This window comes from Ruegeria sp. D1(2025) (genome assembly GCF_056536425.1).
Genome location: NZ_JBQFPO010000001.1, coordinates 731,137 through 757,434, shown reverse-complemented (window position 1 = coordinate 757,434; position 26,298 = coordinate 731,137). Strand labels below are relative to the sequence as shown.

22 protein-coding genes are annotated in these 26,298 nt (G+C 57.4%); 17 read left to right on the top strand and 5 right to left on the bottom strand.

All coding sequences use genetic code 11. From position 1 onward, the window contains the following. Positions 1 to 20: 20 nt before the first annotated feature. Positions 21 to 2,282, bottom strand: a complete 2,262-nt coding sequence (locus ACR1XU_RS03865; protein ID WP_170619005.1) for a mechanosensitive ion channel family protein — start codon at positions 2,280 to 2,282, stop codon at positions 21 to 23. A gap of 277 nt (positions 2,283 to 2,559) precedes the next feature. Continuing rightward, positions 2,560 to 3,465 carry a LysR family transcriptional regulator gene (locus tag ACR1XU_RS03860; protein ID WP_170616877.1) on the bottom strand — a complete coding sequence of 302 codons (906 nt, stop codon included), beginning with the start codon at positions 3,463 to 3,465 and terminating at the stop codon, positions 2,560 to 2,562. Between the two features lie 169 nt (positions 3,466 to 3,634). Here ACR1XU_RS03860 and ACR1XU_RS03855 point away from each other — a divergent pair, with 169 nt between their 5' ends. From ACR1XU_RS03855 to ACR1XU_RS03810, 10 genes are all read left to right on the top strand, one after another. Continuing rightward, positions 3,635 to 7,054: an indolepyruvate ferredoxin oxidoreductase family protein gene (locus ACR1XU_RS03855; protein WP_480906363.1), complete on the top strand. Its 3,420-nt coding sequence runs from the start codon at positions 3,635 to 3,637 to the stop codon at positions 7,052 to 7,054. A gap of 78 nt (positions 7,055 to 7,132) precedes the next feature. Beyond that, positions 7,133 to 8,011 carry a lysophospholipid acyltransferase family protein gene (locus tag ACR1XU_RS03850; RefSeq protein ID WP_480906360.1) on the top strand — a complete coding sequence of 293 codons (879 nt, stop codon included), beginning with the start codon at positions 7,133 to 7,135 and terminating at the stop codon, positions 8,009 to 8,011. Between the two features lie 8 nt (positions 8,012 to 8,019). Next, complete coding sequence (locus tag ACR1XU_RS03845) at positions 8,020 to 8,829, top strand: aspartate/glutamate racemase family protein (RefSeq protein ID WP_170676964.1); 810 nt, start codon at positions 8,020 to 8,022, stop codon at positions 8,827 to 8,829. A 94-nt stretch (positions 8,830 to 8,923) separates the two neighbouring features. Further along, the gene (argC, locus tag ACR1XU_RS03840) at positions 8,924 to 9,952 is read left to right on the top strand and encodes an N-acetyl-gamma-glutamyl-phosphate reductase (protein WP_170616885.1); all 1,029 of its coding nucleotides are present in this window, start codon (positions 8,924 to 8,926) and stop codon (positions 9,950 to 9,952) included. Between the two features lie 7 nt (positions 9,953 to 9,959). Beyond that, a complete protein-coding gene (gene ccmE / locus ACR1XU_RS03835) occupies positions 9,960 to 10,406 on the top strand; it encodes a cytochrome c maturation protein CcmE (RefSeq protein ID WP_170619004.1) in 447 nt (148 codons plus the stop codon). A 152-nt stretch (positions 10,407 to 10,558) separates the two neighbouring features. Beyond that, positions 10,559 to 11,170, top strand: a complete 612-nt coding sequence (locus ACR1XU_RS03830; RefSeq protein WP_480906357.1) for a holin-associated N-acetylmuramidase — start codon at positions 10,559 to 10,561, stop codon at positions 11,168 to 11,170. Then, positions 11,161 to 11,739, top strand: a complete 579-nt coding sequence (locus tag ACR1XU_RS03825) for a holin family protein (RefSeq protein WP_480906355.1) — start codon at positions 11,161 to 11,163, stop codon at positions 11,737 to 11,739. Before ACR1XU_RS03830 ends, ACR1XU_RS03825 begins: the two co-directional genes overlap by 10 nt. A gap of 75 nt (positions 11,740 to 11,814) precedes the next feature. Beyond that, on the top strand, positions 11,815 to 13,779 hold the full coding sequence (locus ACR1XU_RS03820) for a heme lyase CcmF/NrfE family subunit (protein ID WP_480906352.1): 1,965 nt from the start codon (positions 11,815 to 11,817) through the stop codon (positions 13,777 to 13,779). Continuing rightward, a complete protein-coding gene (locus tag ACR1XU_RS03815) occupies positions 13,776 to 14,231 on the top strand; it encodes a cytochrome c-type biogenesis protein (protein ID WP_170806293.1) in 456 nt (151 codons plus the stop codon). The genes ACR1XU_RS03820 and ACR1XU_RS03815 overlap by 4 nt, the downstream gene beginning before the upstream one ends. Positions 14,232 to 14,303: 72 nt before the next feature. Beyond that, complete coding sequence (locus tag ACR1XU_RS03810; RefSeq protein WP_170616895.1) at positions 14,304 to 15,080, top strand: enoyl-CoA hydratase-related protein; 777 nt, start codon at positions 14,304 to 14,306, stop codon at positions 15,078 to 15,080. 3 nt (positions 15,081 to 15,083) lie between these two features. On the opposite strand, the gene bmt is transcribed toward ACR1XU_RS03810, so the two are convergent. Both bmt and ACR1XU_RS03800 read right to left on the bottom strand, forming a co-directional pair. Then, the gene (gene bmt / locus ACR1XU_RS03805; protein WP_480906347.1) at positions 15,084 to 16,100 is read right to left on the bottom strand and encodes a betaine--homocysteine S-methyltransferase; all 1,017 of its coding nucleotides are present in this window, start codon (positions 16,098 to 16,100) and stop codon (positions 15,084 to 15,086) included. Positions 16,101 to 16,222: 122 nt separating this feature from the next. Continuing rightward, complete coding sequence (locus ACR1XU_RS03800) at positions 16,223 to 16,543, bottom strand: DUF1476 domain-containing protein (protein ID WP_170616899.1); 321 nt, start codon at positions 16,541 to 16,543, stop codon at positions 16,223 to 16,225. Between the two features lie 187 nt (positions 16,544 to 16,730). On the opposite strand from ACR1XU_RS03800, the gene purC reads away from it, so the two are divergent. The 6 genes from purC to ACR1XU_RS03770 all read left to right on the top strand — a co-directional run bounded on the left by purC (position 16,731) and on the right by ACR1XU_RS03770 (position 25,153). Then, a complete protein-coding gene (gene purC, locus ACR1XU_RS03795; protein WP_170616901.1) occupies positions 16,731 to 17,486 on the top strand; it encodes a phosphoribosylaminoimidazolesuccinocarboxamide synthase in 756 nt (251 codons plus the stop codon). A gap of 253 nt (positions 17,487 to 17,739) precedes the next feature. Then, the gene (gene purS, locus ACR1XU_RS03790) at positions 17,740 to 17,970 is read left to right on the top strand and encodes a phosphoribosylformylglycinamidine synthase subunit PurS (RefSeq protein ID WP_170616903.1); all 231 of its coding nucleotides are present in this window, start codon (positions 17,740 to 17,742) and stop codon (positions 17,968 to 17,970) included. A 32-nt stretch (positions 17,971 to 18,002) separates the two neighbouring features. Continuing rightward, positions 18,003 to 18,671 (top strand): phosphoribosylformylglycinamidine synthase subunit PurQ, encoded by a 669-nt coding sequence (gene purQ / locus ACR1XU_RS03785; RefSeq protein ID WP_480906344.1) that lies wholly within the window; start codon positions 18,003 to 18,005, stop codon positions 18,669 to 18,671. A 60-nt stretch (positions 18,672 to 18,731) separates the two neighbouring features. After that, positions 18,732 to 20,486 carry an ATP-binding protein gene (locus ACR1XU_RS03780; protein ID WP_170616907.1) on the top strand — a complete coding sequence of 585 codons (1,755 nt, stop codon included), beginning with the start codon at positions 18,732 to 18,734 and terminating at the stop codon, positions 20,484 to 20,486. A gap of 12 nt (positions 20,487 to 20,498) precedes the next feature. Further along, the gene (locus ACR1XU_RS03775; protein ID WP_170616909.1) at positions 20,499 to 21,833 is read left to right on the top strand and encodes a sigma-54-dependent transcriptional regulator; all 1,335 of its coding nucleotides are present in this window, start codon (positions 20,499 to 20,501) and stop codon (positions 21,831 to 21,833) included. Between the two features lie 494 nt (positions 21,834 to 22,327). Continuing rightward, a complete protein-coding gene (locus ACR1XU_RS03770; RefSeq protein ID WP_480906341.1) occupies positions 22,328 to 25,153 on the top strand; it encodes an Rne/Rng family ribonuclease in 2,826 nt (941 codons plus the stop codon). Positions 25,154 to 25,206: 53 nt separating this feature from the next. Here the strand turns inward: ACR1XU_RS03770 and ACR1XU_RS03765 are convergent, their stop codons facing one another. Continuing rightward, positions 25,207 to 25,440, bottom strand: coding sequence for a sulfurtransferase TusA family protein (locus tag ACR1XU_RS03765; RefSeq protein ID WP_480906338.1), 234 nt, complete (start codon positions 25,438 to 25,440; stop codon positions 25,207 to 25,209). A 105-nt stretch (positions 25,441 to 25,545) separates the two neighbouring features. Between ACR1XU_RS03765 and ACR1XU_RS03760 the strand changes: the two genes are divergently transcribed. Next, positions 25,546 to 26,298 (top strand): cytochrome c biogenesis CcdA family protein, encoded by a 753-nt coding sequence (locus ACR1XU_RS03760; RefSeq protein ID WP_170615107.1) that lies wholly within the window; start codon positions 25,546 to 25,548, stop codon positions 26,296 to 26,298.

The window sequence follows — 26,298 nt, the reverse complement described above, 5'->3', positions numbered from 1 at the left end:
GCTACCGCGCGCGGAGCTTATCAAGCACCACCTTGCTGCTTGTTCAACGAGTCAGCAGCGGCGGCGCCAACTGCGGCCTTTTGCTCTTCGGTCAGGGTTTCCGCCTCTTCCAGGCCGGGGATCGCAACACGGACTTCGCGGCGGGCAAAGTCGATTCCGTTTTCGTTGAAGGCAGCCTTGACCCGGTTGAAGATTTCCTTGCGCAGCGTGAACTGCTTGCCCGGTTTGGCCATGAACTTGCCTCGGATGATCATCCCGACATCGTCAAAGTCGAACACACCCTGAGATTTGAAGGGCTGCAAGAAACCTTCCTTGTGAGTTTCGTCCGCCATCATATCGGCCCCGATCTTCTTGAAGATCTTCTTGACCTTGTTGGGGTCAGTGTCGAAGGGCACCGTGAACTTCAGTTTCATGATGACCCAGTCACGGCTGAAATTCGTCAGCTTCTGAATTTCACCATAAGGGATCGTATGAACCGGCCCGCGATGGTGGCGCAATTGCATCGAACGGATCGAGATCTTTTCGACGGTTCCCATGGTGCCGCCCACATCCACGTATTCACCAACGCGGAAGGCGTCATCGATCAGGAAGAAGATACCGCCGACAATGTCGGCAACCAGCTTCTGCGCACCAAAGCCGATGGCCAGGCCGAGAACACCGGCACCGGCGAGGAGCGGCGTGATGTTGACGCCCAGTGCCCCGAGTGCCAGCAGGCCGAAGATGACGGCAATCGTCACCTGCGCGGTGATGCGCAGCAATGGCAGAACGGTCGCCAGACGCGAGCCGCCCGCACCGCCGCCTTCGCCACCGGCTTCTTCGTCCAAAGCTTCGGCGGCTGTCTGTTCTTTGGCCAGACGACGGTTGATCCAAAGCGAGACGACCTCGTTCATGATATAACCGACGGCAATAATCAGCAGAAACTCGATCACGGCCCCACCAACTTCGGCGCCGATGCCAGCGGAAGCGACATGCCGCAAATCCAACTGCCATGCCTGCGCAATCATCATCACGACAAACAGGCCTGCCAGAACACGGCCGATGCGGATATAGCTGCGCTTGGTCGACCGATACGCGCGTTCGGCAAGCGGGCCTTCGCCGGACATCGGCGGTTGCAGATGGCGCACTAATCCACGGATCAGAGTGTCGAGGGCGGGTGCAATCAGCAACCAGAACATAGTCGTGAAATGCGGGCCTTTGACCAACAGCGCCAGGATTGCCGGGTCGCGCTGTGCGGCAAGATACTCGACCAGCAGCCAGGTCACCGCCGAAACGCCGATTGCGAAGTACGGATAATACTGCGCGACTTCTTCATCGAATTTTGTGTGATCCGGATCGGTGCCCAGCATCATCTGCGACAGGCCCTCGCGCGCGGTCCAGGCGATCACGCCAATGTAGATATGAATAGCGCTATTCAGCCAGAAACCGATGCGGGTATCGCCGGGAGTGATACCGTTCAAACCATTGAAGCGGACAACGAACAGCGTAACCCCAATCAGGATCAGCAAACCAATCAGATTCCGATGCAGGTATTTTGCCCAGTGATCGTCAATGTTGACCAGTCTGAATTTTGGGTTGTTTGGTGCCATAATGAACCGCGACGCCGCCGCGCCCAATCGCGGGATCCAGATAAGATAGAATACGAAAGGGCCCGCAAATTTGAGCTGCTCGGGTGTCAAAAGGATCCGGCCCAGAGTCCGGATGACGATATAAAAAACAATCAACCCGGCGATCTCGCGGCAAAACCGGCGGAACAAAAAGCTCACGGCACCCCAAAGGTCGGCCTCATCCCCGACTTCGGTGTGTTTGTGCCATCTTCTGGTTAACAGATCGAACAACTTTTCAGCTATGAATCCCACAACCAGAACGCTTGCGACCAGCCCGATCAAAGTAAGCACACCGGTCGATCCGAGAGTTTCGGAAAAGTTGCTAAATGCTTTAACCTGCGCGCTGAAAATGTTTGGAAGTGTCGTCAGAACATTAGTCCATGAGGCAACCATCGCCGCCCATATTTCGTTGATTTCGGTCAGCGGGTCTTCCTGTCCTTCTGCCTCCTTGGCCCTCTTCTCGGCTACGGCATCCAACCGCTCTAACAAAAGGGCGCGCACCTGATCGTCAGACATGCGCGCAACCAAATCGTCCACCTGCTCGGGGCTCAGGTCATCAGGAACGACCGGGGCCGCCACCGTAGAGGATGAGCCTGTGTCAGACTCCTGAGCCAGCGCCGTACCCACAATAAACACGGATACGATCATCGCCAGCATTAGGCGAAGCAGATTGAACATGAGATTTCCCTCGAAAGTAGAAAATTTTTATTTTCCGGCAGCATAGAGGGAGTGTGGAACGATTCCCAGAAAAATTGGCTTGTTTTCAGAGGGCTTGGCTTTCGGGCCAAAAAAAAAGGCCGAGCAATAAGCTCGGCCGTAGTCCAACAGGGAGGTATGAAGATGATGAGCGTTTCAGCATCACCGCCTTCGAGTGCTCATTTAGTGTGCGGTTTTCTTTCGTTCAAGATTTATTAGGCTGTTTGCTGCTCATGCCCGCTATGCCAAATGTGCATAGCTACAGTTTTCCCAGCCTCTTCAACTGTTTCCGCTGTTCGATGATCTCATCCTGAACGAAATCCCGGAAGGCAGCGACACGTTTCGAGTGACGCAATTCCTCGGGGTATGCGAGATAGACCGGAACTTCGGCGCTTTCGATATCTGCCAGGATAGAAATCAGATGCGGAAAGTTCTGCGTGACATAGTCGGGCAAAACACCGATGCCAAGGTTATGCAGTACACCTTGTAAAACCCCGAAGTAGTTGTTGACCGTCAGCAGGGAGCTGGGGTTGTGCGTCATTAAATGCCTGACCATTGCTGCGCTGGCGCCGACCTGCGGCGCGGCGGGGGTCTGGCAAATTAGCCGGTGATTGGAGATTTCCTCAATCGTTGCAGGTGAGGGATGTGTGTCCAGGTATTCCTTGGTTGCATAAAGCTGCATTTGGACGGTCATAAGGCGTTTTCGTACAAGATCCGCCTGGCTGGGTTCTTTCATACGGATGGCAACATCGGCCTCGCGCATGGGAAGGTCCAGAACCCGTTCTTCCAACATCAGGTCGATGTTCAGGTCGGGATATTGTTCATATAATTTCGGCAGCCTAGGGGCCAGCCAAAGGGTTCCGAAACCGAAAGTGGTTGTTACTCGAAGAACCCCAAACACTTCTTCTTCACTATCGCGGATGCGCGCGGCGGCAGCGTCCAGACGTTTGGACATGGCCGAGGTCGCATCGAACAGCAATTCGCCCTGTTCGGTCAGAATCAGACCTCGGGCATGGCGATGAAACAAGGTGGCATCGAGTGATTCTTCCAGAGCGCGGATTTGGCGGCTGACGGCCGATTGGGACAGGTTAAGCTTGTCTCCGGCGTGCGTCAGGCTGCCCGCGTCTGCAACCGCGTGAAATATCCTAAGCTTGTCCCAGTCCATCGCCGCAACTTTCGTTATCCTAAGGAAGCCCTATATGAAATAGGTAACAAGTTCTACATTCAAACTGTGAAATCGTTACAATTCAGAGGATAGCGTCTATACAGGTCAGAAATTATGACCTAAAATATGTGTTAAGTTAGCAACCTGATCTGACGAGGGGAGGCGTCCGATGAGCGAGCCTAAGATTACGCTGAATGACCGCTTTGATCTGACCAGAAATCCCGTTCTTCTGAACGGAACGCAGGCGCTTGTTCGGCTGATGCTGATGCAAAAAGCGCGCGACCAGAAGGCGGGTTTGAACACCGCCGGACTGGTGACGGGCTATCGTGGTTCGCCGCTTGGGGCGGTCGATCAGCAGATGATGCGAGCGCAAAAAGAGCTTTCGGAAAGCGATGTCACCTTTCAGTTCGGTCTGAACGAGGATCTGGCGGCAACAGCCCTGTGGGGCAGCCAGCAGGCCGGGTTGCAAGGAGACGGCCGGTACGACGGCGTGTTCGGGTTGTGGTACGGCAAGGGTCCGGGCGTGGACCGGTCCGGTGACGTGATGCGGCATGCGAATATGGCCGGAACCGCGCGCCATGGCGGTGTGCTGATGGCAATGGGCGACGATCACACCGGTGAGAGCTCGACCGTGTTGCACCAATCGGAATGGTCTCTGGTCGACATGTACATGCCTGTGGTCAGTCCGGCAGGTGTTCAGGAGATCCTGGATTACGGTATTTACGGCTTTGCGCTCAGCCGTTTTGCCGGCGTTTGGGTTGGCTTGAAGACGATGAAAGACACGATCGAGGTGACTTCCGTCGTGGACGGCAGCCCGGATCGCATGGGGCTGGTGATGCCCGAGTTCGACATGCCCGAGGGCGGGTTGAACATCCGTTTGGGCGACACGCCTCACCTGCAGGAAGGGCGCATTATCGACTTCAAGCGTTTTGCGGCGGAAACCTTCTCTCATGCCAACAAACTGGACAAGCGTATCTGGGGTAAGCCGGGCGCGAAAATCGGGTTTGTTGCGGCGGGCAAAAACTGGCTGGACCTGACCCATGCCATGTCCCTGCTGAACATCGACGCAAACGAGGCCGAGCGGCTGGGCATTACCACCTATAAGGTGGGGCAGACCTTCCCGCTGGACATGGTTGGGTTCCACGACTGGGCTGAAGGCCTGGATCTGATCGTGATTGTCGAGGAAAAGCGCAAGCTGATCGAGGTTCAGGTCAAAGAGGCCATTTTCGACGATCGCCGCGGCCGCCGTGTCTATGGCTGGTACAAGGGCGGTGCCGGCACCTTGCACCGAGAAGAACTGTTCCCGACACGCGGCGCGCTGGATCCGATCATGATCGCCGAGAAAATCGGTGAGATCCTGATCGAAGAGGGGCACGATACAGACGGCGTTCGCGCCGGGCTGGCAAAACTGTCCGAAGCCCGCAGGGCCGACAACGCCCAGGAAATCGCGACGCGCCTGCCATATTTCTGTTCGGGTTGCCCGCACAACAGTTCTACCCGCGTGCCGACGGGAAGCCGCGCTTATGCCGGTATCGGCTGCCACTACATGGTTCAGTGGATGGATCGTGAGACGACAGGGTTCACTCAGATGGGCGGTGAAGGCGCAAATTGGATTGGGGAAGCGCCGTTTTCGACCACCAAGCATGTGTTCCAGAACCTTGGGGACGGAACCTACAACCACTCGGGCGTTCAGGCGATCCGGGCGGCATTGTCGGCGGGGACAAACATCACCTTCAAGATCCTGTTCAACGATGCAGTTGCCATGACCGGCGGGCAGGACAATGAAGGCGGTCTGACGGCCGAACGTATTGTGGCCGAGGTCAAGGCAATGGGCGTTCAGACGGTGGCTGTTGTTTATGACGAAAAGGAAGACGTGAACTTCAAGGCGCTGCCCGCTAATGTCGAAACCTTCGAGCGCGCCGAACTTATGCAGGTGCAGGAACGTTTTCGCGAGATCGAGGGCGTGTCGGTTATTGTCTACGTGCAGACCTGCGCCGCCGAAAAACGCCGCCGCCGCAAGCGCGGAACATTTCCCGACCCGGATAAGCGGGTGTTCATTAACACTGACATCTGCGAAGGCTGCGGGGATTGCGGTGTTCAGTCGAACTGTGTCTCGATCATTCCGAAGAACACGGAACTTGGTCGCAAGCGCGCCATTGATCAGTCCAGCTGCAACAAGGATTTTTCCTGCCTCAACGGGTTTTGCCCTTCATTCGTGACGTTGGAAGGCGCTCAGATCCGAAAGGAAGCGACGACCGAGATCGACTTGCCCGATCTGCCTATGCCGCAACTTCCGCGTATTGATGGAACTCATAACGTTGTCATCACTGGCGTCGGCGGCACCGGGGTTGTGACGCTGGGTGCCATTCTGGCTCAGGCGGCCCAGATCGACGGCAAGGGTGCTGGCATGATGGAAATGGCGGGTTTGGCGCAAAAAGGCGGTGCGGTGCACATCCATTGCCGGTTGGCCAACCGTCCTGAAGACATCAGTGCCATCCGCGTCGCGACCGGCGAAGCACATGCGCTGATTGGCGGCGATCTGGTCGTGTCTGCCGGGGCCAAAACACTGGGTCTGACCCGAACCGGCCAAACCGGCGCGGTGGTCAATAGCCATGAAACGATCACCGGCGACTTCACCCGGGACACCGATTTCCAGATCCCCAGCGACCGGCTGGAACTGGCGCTGCAGGCGCGATTGAAGGACGGCGTTTCGATGTTTGATGCAACCGAGCTGGCGCGCGCTGTCATGGGAGATTCGATCTATTCAAACATGATGGTCCTTGGTGCTGCCTGGCAAAAGGGTCTACTGCCGGTTTCACATCAGGCCGTTCTGCAAGCCATCGAACTGAACGGCACTGCGGTCGAACGCAACAAACGCGCCTTTGATGTTGGCCGGTGGGCAGTTCTGCATTCCCAGGAAGTCGATGCGATACTGTCGCCTTCCGTTGCAGAGTTGCCCAAATCGCTGGAGCAGATGATCGACTTCAGGACCGATCATCTGAAGAAATATCAGGGCAATCGTCTGGCAAAACGCTACCGCAAGGTGGTTGACGCTTTCGAGGACGCCTCGGTTCGCGAGGCTGTGGCCAAAGGTTATCACAAACTGCTGTCCTACAAGGACGAATATGAGGTTGCTCGCCTTCTTCTGGATAGCCGGGAACAGGCAAAGTCCGAGTTCGACGGCGACTTCAGGATGACCTTTCATCTGGCGCCGCCAATAATGGGAGGGACCGGACCGAACGGGCGACCGCGCAAGCGTGCTTTTGGGGAATGGATGCTTGGACCGATGAAGCTTCTGTCCAAACTGAAATTCCTGCGCGGTACACCCTTCGACATTTTTGGTTACAGTGCCGAACGCAAGATGGAACGTGCATTGATCCGTCAGTACGAATCCGACCTGCGTGAGATCACCCCATTGATCACCGCAGAAACACGTGACGCATTTGCGGCCCTTGCGCGGCTTCCGCTGGAGATTCGCGGATTTGGACCTGTTCTGAGGGAGAACGAAGCCAAAGCAGCCAAAAAGCGCGAGGAATTGCTGGCGATCATCCGCGACGGCGGTCCCGAGATGCGTGCCGCGGCCGAATGACATGTCATAATCCTGTAACGGCATCTGTGCAAAAGGCTCACCTGCACCTAGATTGCGTGAAACAGACCGGAGTATCGCATGCCTTCGCGCCGTCATGTCGCCCGTGACATTTCCTATGCCTATTCCGCCGAGACCAGGGGCGGGAAGATGGTCATCAAGCTTATGGAGAATACGACCGGGCGCTTGCGTCTGATCAAACGGGCGGATGGGTACGAGCGCGAAGTCGCCAACGGCCGGGATTTCTGGGCGGTTATGGTCGAGCGGTACGGATTGTCACTGGATATCGTCGCCGGATCTTTGTCGAACATACCCGCTGACGGGCCCCTGATCCTGATTGCAAATCATCCGTACGGAATTCTGGATGGTCTGATGATGGGCCACATCCTGTCTCAGACGCGCGGAGATTTTCGGATATTGGCCAATCATGTATTCACAAAGGCCGAGGATTTGAATCGTATCATCCTGCCAATTTCGTTCGATAATACGAAGGAGGCGATGAGGCTAAACCTCGAAACGCGGAAGACGACCTTGGATTATTTGGGGAGTGACGGTGCCATCGGGATCTTCCCGGGCGGAACGGTCAGCACTGGTGCCAAACCGTTCTCGCACCCAATGGATCCGGGCTGGCGCGGTTTTACGGCCCGAATGGTTGCGAAATCGAATGCAACGGTTGTACCGGTATTTTTTGACGGGCACACCTCACGCCTGTTTCAGATTGCCAGTCATTTGCACAATACGCTGCGCATGGGGTTGCTGATCAAAGAGTTCAAGAAGCGGGTCGACACGCCGGTCAAGGTGGTCATCGGTGAGCCCATTGGCCGGGATGTTCTGGACCCTTTGGGCAAGGACACGCGCAAGATGATGGATTTCTTGCGCAAAGCGACTTATGAGCTGTCTCCGAAACCGTTAAAGTCCTATGACTACGGGTATGAATTCGAGGAACGGCATCGCGCCTGAAGGGGCAAATGGCAGTAGGTATATTTGATTCTGGTCTGGGCGGGCTTACCGTTCTGGACGCCGCTCGGAAACGTCTGCCGGACGTGGATTTCCTGTATTTCGCAGACAGTTCGCATGCACCATACGGCGTGCGCGATGCCGAGGATATCTATCAACTGACCCGCAAGGCAGTCCATGGCCTGTGGGCAAAGGGCTGTGATCTGGTGATTCTCGCCTGCAACACCGCCAGCGCGGCTGCGTTGCGGCGGATGCAGGAAGAGGGCGTGCCCGACGGCAAGCGGGTTCTCGGCGTCTTTGTGCCGCTAATCGAGGCCCTGACGGAACGCCAATGGGGCGACAACTCGCCCCCGCGAGAGGTCGCCGTGAAGCATGTCGCGCTGTTTGCAACCCCGGCCACCGTTTCAAGTCGTGCGTTTCAACGGGAACTGGCCTTTCGGGCCATCGGTGTAGATGTCGAGGCGCAGGCATGTGGCGGTGTTGTTGACGCGATCGAAGATGGCGACATGATTCTGGCCGAAGCGCTGGTGCGCAGCCACGTGGATGCCCTGAAGCGGAAGATGCCCGAACCACAGGCCGCCATTCTGGGGTGCACGCATTACCCTTTGATGGCCGAAACGTTTCAGCAGGCGCTTGGTCCGGATGTTCAAGTGTTCAGTCAGGGAGATCTGGTGGCGGAAAGCCTTGCGGATTACCTGCAACGCCATCCGAACATGCTTGGCTCGGGCGGGGGCGGGTTTCTGACGACCGGCAAACCGGGCATTGTCAGCGATCGGGCCACTCAGTTTCTCCGACGACAAATCACATTTGAGGCGGCCTGACTTAGGTCAAGGACGCTTGGACCCCCATTCCTTAATCCGATGACCGTCACATCGGCGGTCGTGATATGTGACACACTCATGCAAGAGGTCTGACATGACCCACAAAATCGCAATTCTTGGCGCTTCCGGCTACACTGGCGCGGAACTGGTGCGGCTGATCGCCGAGCACCCGAATATGGAAATCACCGCTCTGGCCGCTGAACGTAAGGCTGGGCAGCCTATGGCGCAGGTTTTCCCACATCTGCGGCATATGAATCTGCCGGATCTGTGCAAGATTTCGGAAATTGATTTCTCGCAGATTGACCTGTGTTTCTGCGCATTGCCGCACAAAACCAGCCAGGAAATAATCCGTGATCTGCCGAAAAACCTGAAGATTATCGACCTGTCCGCCGATTTCCGCCTGCGCGACCCGGCGGAGTACGAGAAGTGGTACGGCAACCCGCACGCTGCATTGGAACAGCAGGAAGAGGCTGTTTATGGCTTGACCGAATTCTACCGCGATGAAATCCGGGCTGCGCGACTGGTTGCTGGCACAGGTTGCAACGCGGCGACCGGGCAATACGCATTGCGGCCGCTGATAACAGCAGGCGTGGTTGATCTCGATGACATCATTCTCGACCTGAAGTGCGCCGTTTCAGGGGCGGGTCGGTCGTTGAAAGAAAACCTTTTGCACGCAGAGCTCAGTGAAGGGTACAACGCCTATGCCGTAGGCGGGACGCACCGTCACCTGGGGGAGTTCGATCAGGAGTTCTCGAAACTGGCGGGGCGGACCGTGCATGTGCAGTTCACACCGCATCTGATCCCCGCCAATCGGGGGATTTTGGCAACGACCTATGTGAAGGGCGACCCACACAGCATTTATGAAACACTGAGCAAGGCCTATGAAGCAGAGCCGTTTCTGCAGGTGCTTCCCTTTGGTGAAACGCCTTCGACCCACCATGTCAGGGGGTCAAACTTCTGCCATATCGGCGTGGTTGCAGATCGGATTGAACGTCGCGCGATTGTGGTCGCGGCACTTGATAACCTGACAAAAGGTAGCAGTGGCCAAGCCTTGCAGAACGCCAACCTGATGTTAGGTGAAAATGAAACCGCCGGGCTGATGATGGCCCCGTTGTTCCCGTGAGGAAAAGATGAAAACGCTCAAGAAACGCCGTCGAGTACAGATCATTTTGCTGGCAGCTGTTGCCCTGGCATTGTCGACGGCGTTGATTGGGTACGCCATGCGGGACGGCATCAACTTTTTCCGCTCGCCAAGTCAGGTCATCGCGGAACCGCCCAAACCGACCGAAGTATTCCGGATTGGCGGGCTGGTCGAAGAAGGGTCAATCATCCGCGGACAGGGCGAGACGGTCTATTTCAGCGTCACAGACGGCGGCGAAACCGTCAAAGTGGCATTCACGGGTGTACTGCCGGACCTGTTTTCGGAAAACCAGGGTATGGTGGGAACCGGAAGTTACGTGAACGGTGTCTTTGAAGCCACTGAAATACTGGCAAAACACGATGAGACCTATATGCCGAAAGAGGTCGTGGATGCCCTGAAAGAACAAGGGGTCTACAAAGAGGCCGATGAGAGCTGACGTCAATTGATCCGCATGCCTCCGGCGGCAGCGTATTCTTGAACAAAAAGAAGTAGGGCGTTGCATGTGACGGACATGCAGCGCCCTTTCTTTTTTCGCGTTGTTAATGTCTTTGACAGACCGTCTGACCTGATAGTTGAAATGAGGTCGGCATGCAGACGGTTCGGCAAATCGCCAAGGGCATAGTGGCACGGGAAGGCGGGTATGTGGATGATCCGGATGACCCCGGCGGACCCACGAAGTTCGGTGTTACAATCAGCACGCTGCGGCGGTTGGGATTGGATCTGACCGGAGACGGAAAGATCTCGCACGCAGACATGCGTGCACTGTCGCAAAGTCGGGCAGTTGAGATCTTTCTGCAATACTATTTCGAGGAATCCCGCCTTGGGTTGTTGCCAGAAATGCTGCACGCGACTGTTTTTGACATGTACGTAAATGCCGGTGCGCATGCCGTCAGAATCCTGCAACGGTTGTTGGTGCAAATGGGTTTCGCGGTCGCGGTGGATGGCGTGGTTGGTCCGCAGACGGCAGAGGCTTGCCGGGATGCGGCTATGCCTGATGCGGCGGCGCTGCGTGATGCCTACGGTATCGCCCGACGAAACTACTATTTTCAACTGGCAGATCGGCGTCCTGCGTCCCGCAAATATGCGCGCACCCGATCCGGGGGAAAAGGGGGCTGGATTCGACGGGCGGAAGAATTCCTTTCACCCGATTACCACCTAAGCGACGCGGAGTTTCAAAGGAGAGTTGCACGATGGGGCTGATATCGGGCGTATTGTCATTTCTGTTCGGGGGCGGACGAAATCTTGTGCGGGAAACAGTCGAAGTTTTCCACGAGAACGCCGATGCAGCAGCTGAGCGGTCCGTAATTGTCCAGGGGCAGGCGATGTCTCAGTTCGGCGCCGAGTTTCACAAAGGGCAAAAAGGTGCATTCGATCGGTTTATGGATGGGTTGAACCGAGTACCGCGACCGGCGCTGGCTTTGGGGACGTTGGGATTGTTTGTGGCGGCCATGGTCGACCCGATCTGGTTTGCGGCCCGAATGCAGGGGATTGCGCTTGTACCTGAACCTTTGTGGTGGCTGTTAGGGGTAATCGTTTCCTTTTATTTTGGCGCGCGTCACCACAGCAAAGTGCAGGATCTGCAACGAGAAATTGCCGCCGGGATGACACGGGTTCCTGTCGTCGTCGAGAATCTCAGAACCCTGCAAACGTTGGACAAGGATATGCCGACACATGTAGACGCCGGAGCGGACCAACCCGAAGTCGAGGCGGCCGTCGACCTTGACGAAAACCGCGCATTGGAGGACTGGAAGCGCCTGCGCGGTGCCTGACCCGCGACACTATGTGCGCCAAATCCTGGCGATTGTTGTTGGTGCTTGCCCCGCGACAGGTTTATATCGTTGGCCATGATTACAGAACTTGGCCACTTTGCCCTGATCCTCGCCTTTTTTGTCGCCATCGTTCAAAGCGTGGTGCCCTTGATCGGCGCTGCAAAACGATGGACTGGCTGGATGGCGTTTGCGGAACCGGCTGCGATCTCTCAGTTCTTGCTGACCGCGTTCTCGTTTGGGGCGCTGACCTGGGCCTTCATCACGTCGGACTTTTCGCTGCGTATCGTGGTAGAGAACAGCCATTCCGCCAAGCCGATGCTGTACAAGATCAGCGGCACCTGGGGGAACCACGAAGGCTCGATGCTGTTGTGGGTTCTGATTGTTACCATTTTCGGTGCCATGGCCGCGTTCTTCGGGGGTGGTCTGCCACCAACGCTCAAGGCGCGCGTGCTGGCGGTTCAATCGGCCATCGCTGTCGCGTTTTTCGCCTTTATTCTGTTCACTTCGAACCCGTTTGACAGGTTGGTCATCGCGCCGTTTGACGGCCGCGACCTGAATCCGCTGTTGCAGGATCCCGGCCTCGCGTTCCACCCGCCGTTCCTGTATCTGGGGTATGTCGGGCTGAGCATGGCGTTCAGCTTTGCTGTTGCAGCCCTCATCGAGGGCAGAATCGACGCGGCATGGGGGCGTTGGGTCCGACCGTGGACATTGGCGGCCTGGGTGTTTCTGACGATCGGCATCGCGCTGGGGTCATGGTGGGCCTACTATGAACTGGGCTGGGGCGGTTTCTGGTTTTGGGATCCGGTAGAAAATGCCTCGTTCATGCCGTGGCTGCTGGCTGCCGCATTGCTGCACTCGGCGATTGTTGTTGAAAAGCGCGAAGCCCTCAAAAGCTGGACGATCCTGTTGGCCATTATAGCCTTCGGATTTTCGCTGATCGGGACCTTCATTGTACGGTCCGGCCTGCTGACCTCGGTTCACGCTTTTGCGAACGACCCGGAACGGGGCGTGTTCATCCTGCTTATTCTGATTTTCTTCATTGGCGGTTCGTTAACCCTGTTTGCCACCCGCGCACAGGCCATGGAGGCGAAGGGTGTGTTTGGAATGGTCAGCCGCGAAAGCGCGTTGATACTGAACAACATCCTTTTGGCTGTTAGCTGTTTTGTCGTCTTTGTGGGAACCATGTGGCCGATGGTGGCGGAAATGGCCTTTGATCGGAAGCTTTCTGTTGGGGCACCTTTCTTCAATGCGGCCTTTACGCCCTTCATGGTGGCGTTGGGCATTGCGTTGCCCGTTGGTGCCATGCTGCCCTGGAAACGGGGCAAGCTTGGCAAAACGACCTGGTCGCTGCGCTACGCGTTTCTGCTGGCGCTTGCGCTGGCGCTGCTGGTCTGGGCGATGCAGTCAGGACGCAGCGCTTTGGGGCCGGTTGGTCTGTTCCTTGGCGCATGGATCACATTCGGTGCAATCGTGGATTTGTGGAGCCGTACGGGCCGCAAAAACAACCTGAATCGCCTGGTGCGTCTGCCCGGTGCGGATTGGGGCAAGGCGGTCGCTCATACAGGGTTGGGGGTGACGATATTTGCCATTGCGGGACTGACCGCGTGGGAGGTCGAAGACATACGTGTTGCGCAACCGGGCCAACCATTTGAGGTCGGGCAATTCACCCTGACCCTGAATGATGTGCGCCGGGTACAGGGGCCGAACTACTTCTCGACCATGGCGGATGTAATCGTTGAAAAGAACGGGCGGCCCATCGCAACGCTGCATCCGGAAAAACGCGACTATCCCGTGGCGCGGATGCCCACGACCGAAGCGGCGATCGACTATCGTTTCCTGCGGGATGTGTATGTCGTGATCGGCGACCAGCAGGCCGATGGCGGTTGGGTCATGCGAACCTACATCAAACCACTGGCGAACTGGATCTGGGGCGGGTGTATTCTGATGTCACTTGGCGGAGTTCTCAGCCTGTCTGATCGTCGTTTTCGTGTGGCTGCCGGTGCCCGCAAGTCCCCGGCTGGCGGAGTACCTGCGGAATGAGACGTTTGGCTCTGATCCTGATGCTGATTGCCTCCCCGTTGATGGCTGTTCAACCGGATGAAGTGTTGGATGACCCGGCACTCGAAGCGCGGGCACGCGATATCAGTACCGGGTTGCGCTGCCTTGTCTGCCGAAATGAAAGCATTGATGAAAGCAATGCCGAACTGGCGCGCGATTTGCGCCTGTTGTTGCGTGAGCGGCTGGTGGCCGGGGACAGCGACGAAGAGGCTGTGGCCTATATCGTTGACCGTTACGGCGAATATGTTCTTTTGAAGCCGAAAGTGACCGGTTCAAACCTGATGCTTTGGCTGGCCGGTCCCATAATGCTGCTGATTGCCGCCGGAATGGGCTGGAACTTCTTGCGAAAGCGGTCACAAGGGCAGGGCGCGTCCGAAGCAGACGCCCTGAGCGAAGACGAGAAAGAGCGTCTGCGCCAAATTCTCGAAGACTGACGTTCGGTTTAGCTTTTCCTTCCCGCATTTATCCATCAGGTTCACCCAGGGTTCTGAGTTTGGGAGGAAACCATGGAATACGAAACGGTCCTTCTGGACATTGCGGACGATCTGGCGGTTCTGACGCTGAACCGGCCGGATAAGATGAACGCACTGACCACGCAAATGCGGGCCGAGATCATGCATGCGATGAAACATGCGGCCCGTCGCGCCAGGGCGATCGTGATAACCGGGGCAGGCAACGCGTTTTGCTCGGGGCAGGATCTTGGGGATGCTTCGAGCACTGGCAAGATCGACCTGGAAAGATCTTTGCGCGACGAATACGAACCGATGCTGGAAACGATCCACGATTGCCCGGTTCCGACAATCGCCGCGGTAAACGGGGCAGCCGCCGGCGCGGGGGCCAATCTGGCTTTGTGCGCGGATGTCGTGATCGCGGCTGAAAGCGCATATTTTTTGCAGGCATTCGCGCGGATCGGGTTGTTGCCGGATGCCGGCGGTACATGGTTCATGCCGCGTCAGATGGGGATGGCCAAAGCGATGGGCGCGGCGCTGTTCGCGGACAAGATCACCGCGCGTCAAGCCGATGACTGGGGGCTGATCTGGGAATCCGTCAGTGATGCAGAGTTTGACGCGCACTGGCGCAAGCGGGCGTCTTATCTGGCCAATGGGCCAACCGCTGCGTTTGCTGCGATGAAGAAGGCCATTCGCGGGACTTACGACAAATCCCTGACTCAGCAATTGACGACCGAGGCTCATTTGCAGGGAGATTGCAGCCGCACCCGCGATTTTGCCGAAGGCGTCGTTGCATTCATGGAAAAACGCCCCCCGAAATTCGAGGGGCGCTGAAGCTCAAGCCCGGCGGCGACGGCGCGCGCGGCGGTCCGGGACTGCCGCATCCTCGTCAGTGCCGTCAGAGGCTGATGAGAATGGACCCAGTGCGCCCGTTATCTGATCCAGTGTCGGTCGATCACCCGGTGCGGTTGTGTCCAGCGCCTCGCGCATCTTACGAAGATGCTCAGGCATCGTGCCGCAACAGCCGCCAATAATAGTCGCCCCCGCGTCACGTGCCATGGCCGCGTACTGGCCCATCAACTCGGGCGTTCCGTCATAGTGGATGTGACCATTGACATATTTCGGTATGCCCGCATTCCCTTTCGAGATCACAGGCCGTTCTGTTCCCTGTGCCGCAAAACCCAGCACCGTGCGAAGGATATCCGAAGCCCCGGTCCCGCAATTGGCGCCGAAAGCCACAGGCGGATTGGGCAACGTTTCAACCAGCGAGGCAAAATCGGCGGATGTAACGCCCATCATGGTGCGACCCGCGGTGTCAAAGCTCATGGTCCCGCACCAGGGCATGTCAGTCAGCGCGAATGCTTCTGCTGCGGCCCGGAATTCCTCGGGCGCGCTGATGGTTTCCAGCCAGAGAACGTCGACGCCGCCTGCTTTTAGCGCTTCGGCCTGTTCATGAAACATTTCGACGGCATCTGCGTGTGACAGGCTGCCGACCGGCTCCATGATTTCGCCGGTAGGACCGACCGACCCGGCCACGATCACCGTGCGACCTGCCTTGTCGGCGACTTCGCGACCCAGTTCGGCGCCGATTCGGTTCAGTTCTGCAACGCGATCCTGTGCATCGTGCAGTTTCAGACGCGAGGCCGTTCCGCCAAAAGTGTTGGTCAGAAACAGATCGCTGCCGGCATCAACGGATCCCTGGTACAGCGCCCTGATCTTGTCCGGTGCGTCCACATTCCACAATTCCGGCGCGTCGCCCGATTGCAGTCCCATATTGAACAGATTGGTGCCGGTTGCCCCGTCCGCCAGAATGGCATCCTTGGTTTCCAAAAGTGTGCTAAGCGCGTTTGTCATGCGAGTCGTCCGAATAAAGGTGCATTCGACCGTTAAAAATTGAGACACCCCGTGTCTCACGACCGGGGCGTCAAATCAAATTCATAAAACTCATGAAGATCATGAGCTTTGTATTTTGGAGGTCAGATGTTTACTTCCGCCATGACCTGCTCTTTGGCTTCCACCAACAACTCAGCCATCTTTACGCGGATGGTCTTTTCGTCGGCAAGGTCGCCCAGATATCCTTTGACGGCGTCGACAACGTCGTCTTCGCTTACGTTTTGAAGATCTGTGTGCACCAGTTCCTGACCGTATTTGCGGGCTTGTTCTACCGTCTCACCCTTAAGCGTGGATGCCCAAACGGCCATAAAGCGGTTCCGGCGCATTCTGGCGATGAACTGCATTTTTTCATCATGCGCGAATTTGTTTTCAAACGCGGCTTCACGTTCGTCAAATGTGGTCATTTGTCGGGGGCCCCTTGAGTTTCGAATTCTGTCTTCATGATATGACTATTGCACGTTGTGGACGCAAGGGATTTGCGCTGCGTCAAAGCCTCTCGGGTTGACGAACTTGCGAGAAAGGGGGGCTTGGACTATGAGAACGCCAACGTGAGGGGACTCATTCCCGCTCAGCAGACTGGAAAGGTCGCACATGGCGCGTCGCAAGAAAATCTATGAAGGCAAGGCCAAGATCCTGTATGAAGGCCCGGAACCGGGCACAATCGTTCAGTATTTCAAGGATGACGCCACGGCTTTCAACGCCGAAAAGAAAGACGTCATTGACGGAAAAGGCGTATTGAACAACCGCCTGAGCGAGTTTTTCATGACCGGCCTGACGCAGATTGGGGTGCCGAACCATTTCATTCGCCGTCTGAACATGCGCGAGCAGCTTGTGCGCAGCTGCGAGATTGTGCCGTTGGAAGTAATCGTTCGCAACTACGCCGCAGGCTCGCTGTCCAAGCGTTTGGGCATCGCCGAAGGAACACAGTTGCCGCGTCCGATCATCGAGTACTGCTACAAGGATGACTCGCTCGGCGATCCGCTGGTTTCGGAAGAACACATTGCGGCCTTTGGCTGGGCTAGCCAGCAGGATATGGAAGATATCCTTAGCCTGGCGCTGCGCGTGAACGATTTCATGAGCGGTGTGATGCTGGCTGTGGGTATCCGTCTGATCGACTTCAAGATCGAGATAGGCCGCGTCTTCGAAGGTGATTTTCAGCGATTGCTCGTGGCGGATGAAATCAGCCCGGATAGCTGCCGACTGTGGGACATCGAAACCGGACAAAAGCTCGACAAAGACGTGTTCCGGCGCGATCTGGGCAATTTGACCGACGCCTACTCCGAGGTCGCCCGGCGTCTGGGCGTTCTGCCCAAAAGTAACGTGACAAAGCCGACATTGATCAACTGACCAAACAGGTCTGTTCGATTTGGAACAAAGCGCTGCCTCGGTTGAGGGGGCGCTTTTTCTTTGTTCAGTTCGGCATTTGCCAATCCGGCGTGTTGGAGCATGTCTGGGGTTCTTTCAAAAGGTGACAGATGCCTCTGCGTCAAACTGCATACCCCGTAGCCGCCAAGAAGGGTTGTCCAGCGCCCACAACCGCGCTATCCCCCGCGCAACGAAATGGGGCCTGGACCTTCGCCCCACAGGTGGAGTTTCGAAAATGAAAGCACGGGTGCATGTCATGCTCAAGAACGGGGTTCTGGACCCTCAGGGCGAAGCGGTGCGTCATGCATTGGGTGCCATGGGCTTTGATCAGGTCCAGGGCGTGCGTCAGGGCAAGGTGATCGATCTGGAACTTGCAGACGGCGCGACCGAGGCGGACATCACCGAGATGTGCGAAAAGCTGTTGGCTAACACGGTCATCGAACGCTACGAAATCGAACTGGTCTGAGCTTTCTCGGATCTGATCAAGGAGGGTCGGCCATGCGCGCAGCCGTAATCGTATTCCCCGGATCCAATTGCGATCGGGACCTTGCAGTTGCTTTTGAACAGGCGGGTTTCCAGGTCGAGATGGTCTGGCACAAGGATGCCACATTGCCCGAGGGTGTCGACATTGTCGGTGTGCCCGGCGGATTTTCTTACGGCGACTACCTGCGTTGCGGTGCAATTGCTGCCCAGTCGCCGATCTGCAAGGCCGTTGTTGACCACACCAAGCGTGGTGGTTACGCCATTGGCGTTTGCAATGGATTCCAGATTTTGACCGAAACCGGCATTCTGCCCGGGGCGCTTCTGCGCAATGCCGGGTTGAAATACATCTGCCGCACAGTCGGCCTGAAGGTCGAAACCAGCGACAGCGCGTTTACGCAAGGCTACAATTCGGGGGATGTGATCGGAATTCCGATTGCTCATCACGATGGAAATTACTTCGCTGATGACGCAACATTATCGACCCTGCGAGAGCATGACCGCATTGCGTTCACCTATGCCGAGAACCCGAACGGGTCGGTCGGCGATATTGCGGGCATTCTTTCGGAAAACCGTCGCGTTCTCGGATTGATGCCCCATCCCGAGCGGGCAGCGGACGAAGGGCACGGCGGCACCGACGGAACGGCGTTGTTCCGCGCATTGTCCGGGGTTTTGGCACCAGCGTGACTTGAGGTCGCAACGCCGGACGCGTAAATTTCACGTATGAGCTCCGACGCGCCCACGAACATGCCCAAAATCGCAAAACCGCTTCGCGGCGCGCCGCTTGGATGGCGGTTGCGGGTTGCGGTTATCGTTTTGCTGGTGGCCGCCGCAGCCACCGTGTGGGTCACGAACCGTTTACTGACAGACAGGTTTACCGAATCCACCCGCAACCGGGCTGAGTTGCGGTTGACCCTGTATTCCGGAAACCTACTGAGCGAGCTGCGCAGAAATTCGATCGTTCCGCAGTTGCTGGCGCGCGACCCGACATTGATCGCGGCATTGCAGTCGGGCGATTTTTCCCTTTCGACCCAACGCCTGATTTCCTTCGTTGAAGAGATCGGCGCGGCCTCGCTGATGCTGCTGGACCGTGATGGTCGCTCGGTCGCCGCCACGGACCGCAACCGTCTGGGTGAGTTGCATCGAAACTCGCCATATTTTGTCGATGCGGCGCGATCGAACTCGACGATCTTTACCGTGATCGAACGGGAATCGGGCGGCTACAGCTTTGTCTACTCCCGTCGCATGGAAGCCGGAACCGAGACCCTGGGCGTGATCGTTGTCGAGGTCGACCTGCAAAAATTTGAACGCGCCTGGGCCGGGATCTCCGATGCTGTCATGGTCGTGGACAGCACCGGCACCATCATTCTTTCAACCGAACCGCAATGGCGGGGACTGGACGAAAAGGCCGCAATGCTGCGCCAGCCTCCGCAGGGCGCGATTCAGCGCGCCATACGCGCGACCACTGACTGGACGGTCCTTCCGCCCGATGCCTATCTGCAAGGTGAGGCTGTGATGCGGATGGAGACCCGCATTCCGTTTCGTGGCTGGCAGATGACGTCCTTCACGACTTATTCCTCGATCCGGGAGAAGGTGAACAGCGTTTTGGCCCTGGAGATCATGGGCTTTGCGATTCTTCTGGCGTTGGCCTTCTATGCACTAAGCCGCCGGGCCGCCGTTCGGATGGTATCGATCCAGCGCGAGTCGGCAGAGCTTCGCGCATTGAACGCAAGGTTGCAGCGGGAAATCGCTGAGCGTGAACGGGTTGAAAAGACATTGGAAGTGGCCGAACAGACGCTGGCCCAGAGCTCGAAACTGGCCGCTTTGGGTGAGATGTCGGCCGCCGTCAGTCACGAGTTGAACCAGCCGCTGGCCGCCATGAAAACCTATCTGGCCGGCGCACGGCTTTTGCTGCGCCGGAACCGCCCGGAAGAAGCGCTTGCAAGTTTTGGTCGCATTGACGGGTTGATCGAACGGATGGGCGCGATCACGCGGCAGCTCAAGTCATATGCACGTAAGGGAGCGGACGCATTTTCCCCTGTAAATCTTGGGGAAGCGCTGGCCTCATCCCTGTCGATGATGGAGCCGCAACTGCGCCAGCGGCAGGTGAAGATCACACAAATTCTGCCCGAGGAGCCGGTGGTCGTGATGGGCGACCGGATGCGAATTGAACAGGTGATGGTCAACCTCTTGCGGAACGCGCTGGACGCCACCAAATCGGTGGCAGACCCGGATGTGGAAATTATCCTTGCGGCGGGCGATACTGCGGTACTGACGGTGCGCGACAACGGGTATGGTATAGAAGATATCGAGAACCTGTTCGAACCGTTCTACACCACCAAGCAGCCGGGTGACGGTGTTGGACTGGGGCTTGCCATCTCGTCGGGGATCGTGAACGACCATGGCGGACGGCTGACCGCACGCAACGGACAGCACGGTGGTGCAGTTTTCGAGATGCAGCTGCCGATACTTGGAAGCGACGGCCTTGAGGCCGCTGAATAACGAGGAATGACTATGGCACAGGCCATGAAAATCGCCATTGTGGACGACGAACAGGACATGCGCCAGTCGATCAGCCAATGGCTGGCGTTGTCAGGATATGACACCGAGACCTTTTCCAGCGCCGAAGACGCGCTCAAGGTTCTTGGTCCGGATTACCCCGGTATCGTCATTTCGGATATCAAGATGCCGGGAATGGACGGCATTCAGTTGCTGAAAAAGCTGATGGGGGCCGACAGCACGTTGCCCGTCATCATGATCACGGGCCACGGCGATGTGCCGATGGCGGTCGAGGCGATGCGGGTTGGGGCGTTCGACTTCCTTGAAAAGCCGTTCAATCCGGATCGTATGTCCGAACTGGCAAAACGCGCCAGCAATGCGCGTCGTTTGACCCTGGATAACCGCGCACTGCGGCGCGAGTTGTCAGGTGGTACGCAGATCATGAATAAGCTGATCGGTGCCAGCCCGGTGATGGAGCGCCTGCGCGAGGATATTCTCGATCTGGGTCAGGCTGATGGTCACGTTCTGATCGATGGTGAGACCGGCACGGGCAAAACGCTGGTGGCGCATGCACTGCACGCAGTGGGCAGCCGCGCGGGCAAGAAATTCGTTTTAGTGTCCTGTGCCGCGCTTGAGGAAGAGGCGCTGTCCAAGCGTTTGTTTGGCCCGATGATGCCGGAAGACGCACAATTGCCAGCCATCGAAGAAGCGCGCGGCGGCACGCTTGTTCTGGAGGATGTCGAGGCGTTGAGCGACACACTGCAGGCACGTCTGCTGAGTGTCATGAACGATCAGGGTACTCCGGCCGAAACACGGATTGTCGCGATCTCGAACCTGCAGGAAGCCGGCAAGACAAGCGAGGATGTGTTGCGTCCCGACCTGTTCTATCGTCTTGCGGCTTTGCGGATCACCATGCCGCCTTTGCGCCAGCGGGGCGAGGACATTCTGACGTTGTTCACACGTCTCAGCGAGCAATTCGCCGAAGAATATGGCTGTGATGCGCCGCAGGTCAGCGCGCAGGAGGCGGCGCAGCTTTTGCAAGCCCCATGGCCCGGAAATGTGCGTCAACTGATCAACATTGCCGAGCGCGCGGTTTTGCAGTCTCGGCGTGGGTCCGGAACCATTGCGTCTTTGCTGATGTCTGATCATGAAGAGATGCAACCGGTGATGACGACCGAGGGCAAGCCGCTGAAAGAGTATGTCGAGGCGTTTGAACGGATGCTGATCGACAACACCATGCGCCGCCACAAAGGTTCGATTGCGTCTGTTATGGACGAATTGTGCCTGCCGCGTCGGACACTGAATGAAAAGATGGCCAAATACGGCCTGCAACGTTCTGACTATCTATGACGTACTTCAGAGGGGGCCAGCCCCCTCTTGAGGCATTTTTGAACAGAATAAGCCGGGCGTCGGATGTGTCCGTGCGGTCAGATGCAGTTTGCCCATTGTCTTTTCCACAGGACTGCTTTTATTGTGTCCGGACGGGCAGGGCAGTTTTTGCGCCCTAAAGTCCCGAATCTTTGAGTTTCGCTGCGACGCCGCAAAAGGTGGTGCACCTTCCCGCCAGGCGACGCAGACCGATTGTGCCCCAATAGGGGCATCTGAACGCCTTAACCCGTGAAATGGCGGGTGAAAGGAATAAATGGGCAGGTAGCGGACGACCGCGCCTGTCGGAGAAGAACCGCGATGACGCGCGCGCAACGATTGAGTGACCGGGCAGGGGGCCAAAGCGCCAGACCCTGCCGCGCGCCGTCCGATATCGCCCTGACAAGACACCACCCCAAAAGCGCCTGTCCCCCCGGACGGGTAAGGACAACGCGTTTGGCGCGGTGCACCAAGGACAAATGGCTAAGAAAATGCTTATCGATGCCACCCACGCGGAGGAAACCCGCGTCGTGGTGGTCGACGGAAACAAGGTCGAGGAATTCGATTTTGAATCCGAAAACAAACGTCAGCTTGCCGGCAACATTTATCTTGCAAAAGTAACACGGGTTGAACCGTCGCTTCAGGCGGCGTTTGTGGACTACGGCGGAAACCGACACGGTTTTCTGGCGTTTTCCGAGATCCACCCGGATTACTATCAGATCCCTGTCGCCGACCGCGAAGCGCTGATGGAAGAGGAACGCGCCTACGCCGAAGCGATGAAGGCGCGGGACGAAGCCGAAGAATCCAAGCCCAAAAAGCGCCGGTCCCGTTCGCGGACCAAGGCGGCGGATGTGAAATCCGACGATGCCGTCGAGAGCATCGAGGTTTCGTCCGAACCCACGGGCATGGAAACGATCGATCTGGATGAAGGTGAAGAGGCGGCTGATCTGGCCGTTCCCGAAGGAACCTCTCCGGTTGAGCTTGTTGGCGAAACCCCGGTTGAAGAACCCGTTGACGATGCTGACGCGCCCGAGGATGCGGAAGGCGCGGCTGAGGATGCCGGGCAGGAAGCTGAGGCCGAAACCGCCGACACAGCAGACCGGGAAGAACCAACTGAGGTCGAGCCGGAAGATGGATCGGAAGCCGCTGCATCTGAAGAAGTGGCTGGCGAGGCAGAGGCCGTAGCTTCCGAGCTTGAAGAAGCGGTCGAGGACGACGCCGAGGACGACAGGGCAGGCGCCGAGGACGCGGATGATTCCGAAGCTCTGTTGGATGCCTCCACCAAAGATGAAACAATCGAGTCCGTGGCGGATGAAGATGACAGCGAAGATATCCGCCCGCCGCGCAAGCCGCGTCCGCGTCGGTATAAGATTCAGGAAGTCATCAAGGTCCGCCAGGTTCTGCTGGTTCAGGTCGTCAAGGAAGAACGGGGCAACAAGGGTGCCGCTCTGACCACGTATCTGTCTCTGGCCGGTCGCTACTGCGTATTGATGCCAAACACCGCCCGTGGCGGCGGGATCAGCCGCAAGATCACCAATGCGCCAGACCGGAAGAAGCTGAAGGAAATCGCGGCGGAAATCGACGTGCCGACGGGTGCGGGGCTGATCATCCGTACCGCGGGCGCCAAGCGAACCAAATCCGAAATCAAACGGGACTATGAATACCTTCAGCGCCTGTGGGAACAGATCCGGGAACTGACACTTCAGTCCATCGCGCCAGCGAAGATTTACGAAGAAGGCGACCTGATCAAACGCTCGATCCGCGACCTCTATAATCGCGATATCGATGAGGTTCTGGTCGAAGGCGAGGGCGGATATCGCATCGCCAAGGACTTCATGAAGATGATCATGCCGTCGCACGCCAAAAACGTGCGACGGTATGAAGACGCGCTGCCGCTATTCGCGCGCTACCAGGTTGAAAGCTACCTGGCGGGAATGTTCAACCCGACCGTGCAGCTGAAATCGGGCGGTTACATCGTCATTGGCGTCACCGAGGCACTGGTTGCGATTGACGTGAACTCGGGTCGTGCCACCAAGGAAGGCTCGATCGAGGAAACCGCTCTCAAGACGAACCTTGAAGCTGCCGAAGAGGTGGCGCGCCAGTTGCGTCTGCGCGATTTGGCTGGTTTGATCGTGATCGACTTCATCGACATGGACGAGCGGAAGAACAACGCCTCTGTCGAAAAGCGTCTGAAAGAGAAGCTGAAGACAGATCGGGCCCGCATTCAGGTTGGCCGGATCTCGGGCTTTGGTCTGTTGGAGATGAGCCGTCAGCGGCTGCGGCCGGGTATGCTGGAGGCAACAACGCAACCCTGCCCGGCCTGCCATGGTACGGGACTGATCCGCTCGGACGACAACATGGCGCTGACCATTCTGCGCCAGATTGAAGAAGAAGGCACTCGCCGCCGCTCGCGCGAGGTGCTGGTTCGGTGCCCGGTCAGCATCGCTAACTTCCTGATGAACCAGAAACGCGAACATATCGCCCAGATTGAATCGCGTTATGGGCTGTCGGTTCGCATTGAAGGCGATGTGCATCTGGTTAGCCCGGATTTCTCGTTGGAGAAGTTCAAGACCGCCAGCCGGATCGTTCCCGAGGCAACCGCACCTGTCGTTTCCGTTGATGCGTCACTGATGGATCTGGTTGACGCGACGGATGAGGATCAGCCGGAAGAAGAAACGGTACAGGCGGAAGACGAAAGCAAGCCAAAGCGCAAGCGTCGCCGCCGTCGCCGCAAGAAGAACAACGGCGCATCTGACACCCCAGAAGCAGCGTCTGATGACGGCGATGCAGCATCGGAGGCAACTGAGGTTGCGGCTGCTGATGTCGAAACCCAGGATGCAAGTGTGTCCGAGGGTGAGGATGAAAGTGAAAAGCCGGAGCCCAAGCCCAAGAAACGTCGCGCACCTCGTCGCCGCAAAAAGGACGCCGAGACTGAGGTTGCTGCAGAAGCACCAGTAGAGGCACCAGAGGCTCTGGCTGATCAACCGGTTTCGGAAGATACTGTGGACGAGCCGCAGGAATCTGAGGAAAAAGTGGAAACTGCTGCGGCTGAACCTGAGACGGGCGCGGAAGAAGAAACCTCAGAGCCGCAGGTGGACGAAACAGGGCAAGAGGAACCTGTCGTTCCGGAGGAGCCGAAGGCTGAACCGGTCGCAGCACAAGACGTCTCTGAACCCGTTGTTGAGGAGCCCGTGCAGGCGGCCGAGGAAACTCCGGAACCTGTTCTGGAAACCGTGGTCGAAGAACGTGAACCCGCCCAGCCACCAAAGCCCAAGCGGCGCGGATGGTGGTCGTTGGGCCAATAATACGGGAGGCGGGCGCAAGGCCCGCCTTTTTCATTTACGGCGTGAGTTCAAATTCAGGCCGATTTCCGGATCAGATAAACTTGGTGTCCGTCGATTTCCTCCTTTGACAGCAGGCTGTGCCCGCTTTCCGCACAGAAATGGGGGACATCGATAATTGCAGCGGGATCGTCGGCCAACATGCGCAACACAGCACCCGCCGGCATGGATTTCAGACGTTTGCGCGCTTTGAGCACGGGCAACGGGCACAACAGCCCCAAGGCATCAAGGGTTTCGGTCGGTTCAGACATATCGTTCAGATATTTCCACTTTGTCACGGTGTCCAGCACGCAAGCACGAGGATGTGACCGAATGGCCTCGTGACGCCGCCGGATTCATACCCTATGTGCTGTTTCATGTTCGGAATTGAAATCATCGACGCGGGGCTTTTGCCTGCCATGTTCATCGCCATGATCGGCGGGTTGATCAGTTTTCTGTCACCCTGCGTTTTGCCGATCGTTCCGCCGTATCTGGCGTATATGAGTGGTGTGACCATCAACGAGATGCAGGATGAAACCAAAGCCCGCCGCAAGGCAACGCTGGCGGCCCTGTTTTTTGTCATGGGCCTGTCGACGGTGTTTTTGCTGTTGGGCTTCACAGCTTCAGCTTTTGGCGCCTTTGTTCTGACCAATCAGGTACTGTTCGCCAAGTTGTCTGGCGCGGTTGTCATCGTGTTCGGGCTTCACTTTCTGAACGTATTCCGCATTCCGATCCTCGACCGCGAGGCGCGCATGGAAACCGGCGATTCCAGCGGATCCGTGTTCGGAGCCTACATTCTGGGCCTTGCGTTTGCATTCGGCTGGACGCCCTGTATCGGACCTCAATTGGGGGCCATTCTGTCGCTGGCCGCGTCTGAGGCTTCGGTGGCCCGGGGAACATTCCTGCTGGGTATATACGCCGCAGGGCTTGGAATTCCGTTCCTGCTGGCCGCTATGTTCCTGAACCGGTCAATGTCGGTCATGAACCGCATCAAGCCCTATATGGGTACGATTGAAAAGGCGATGGGCGGGCTACTTCTGTTTGTCGGTATCATGTTGATAACCGGCCTTTTCACCGAGTTCAGCTGGTGGCTGCTGGAAACCTTTCCTGCGCTGGCGACGCTGGGCTGA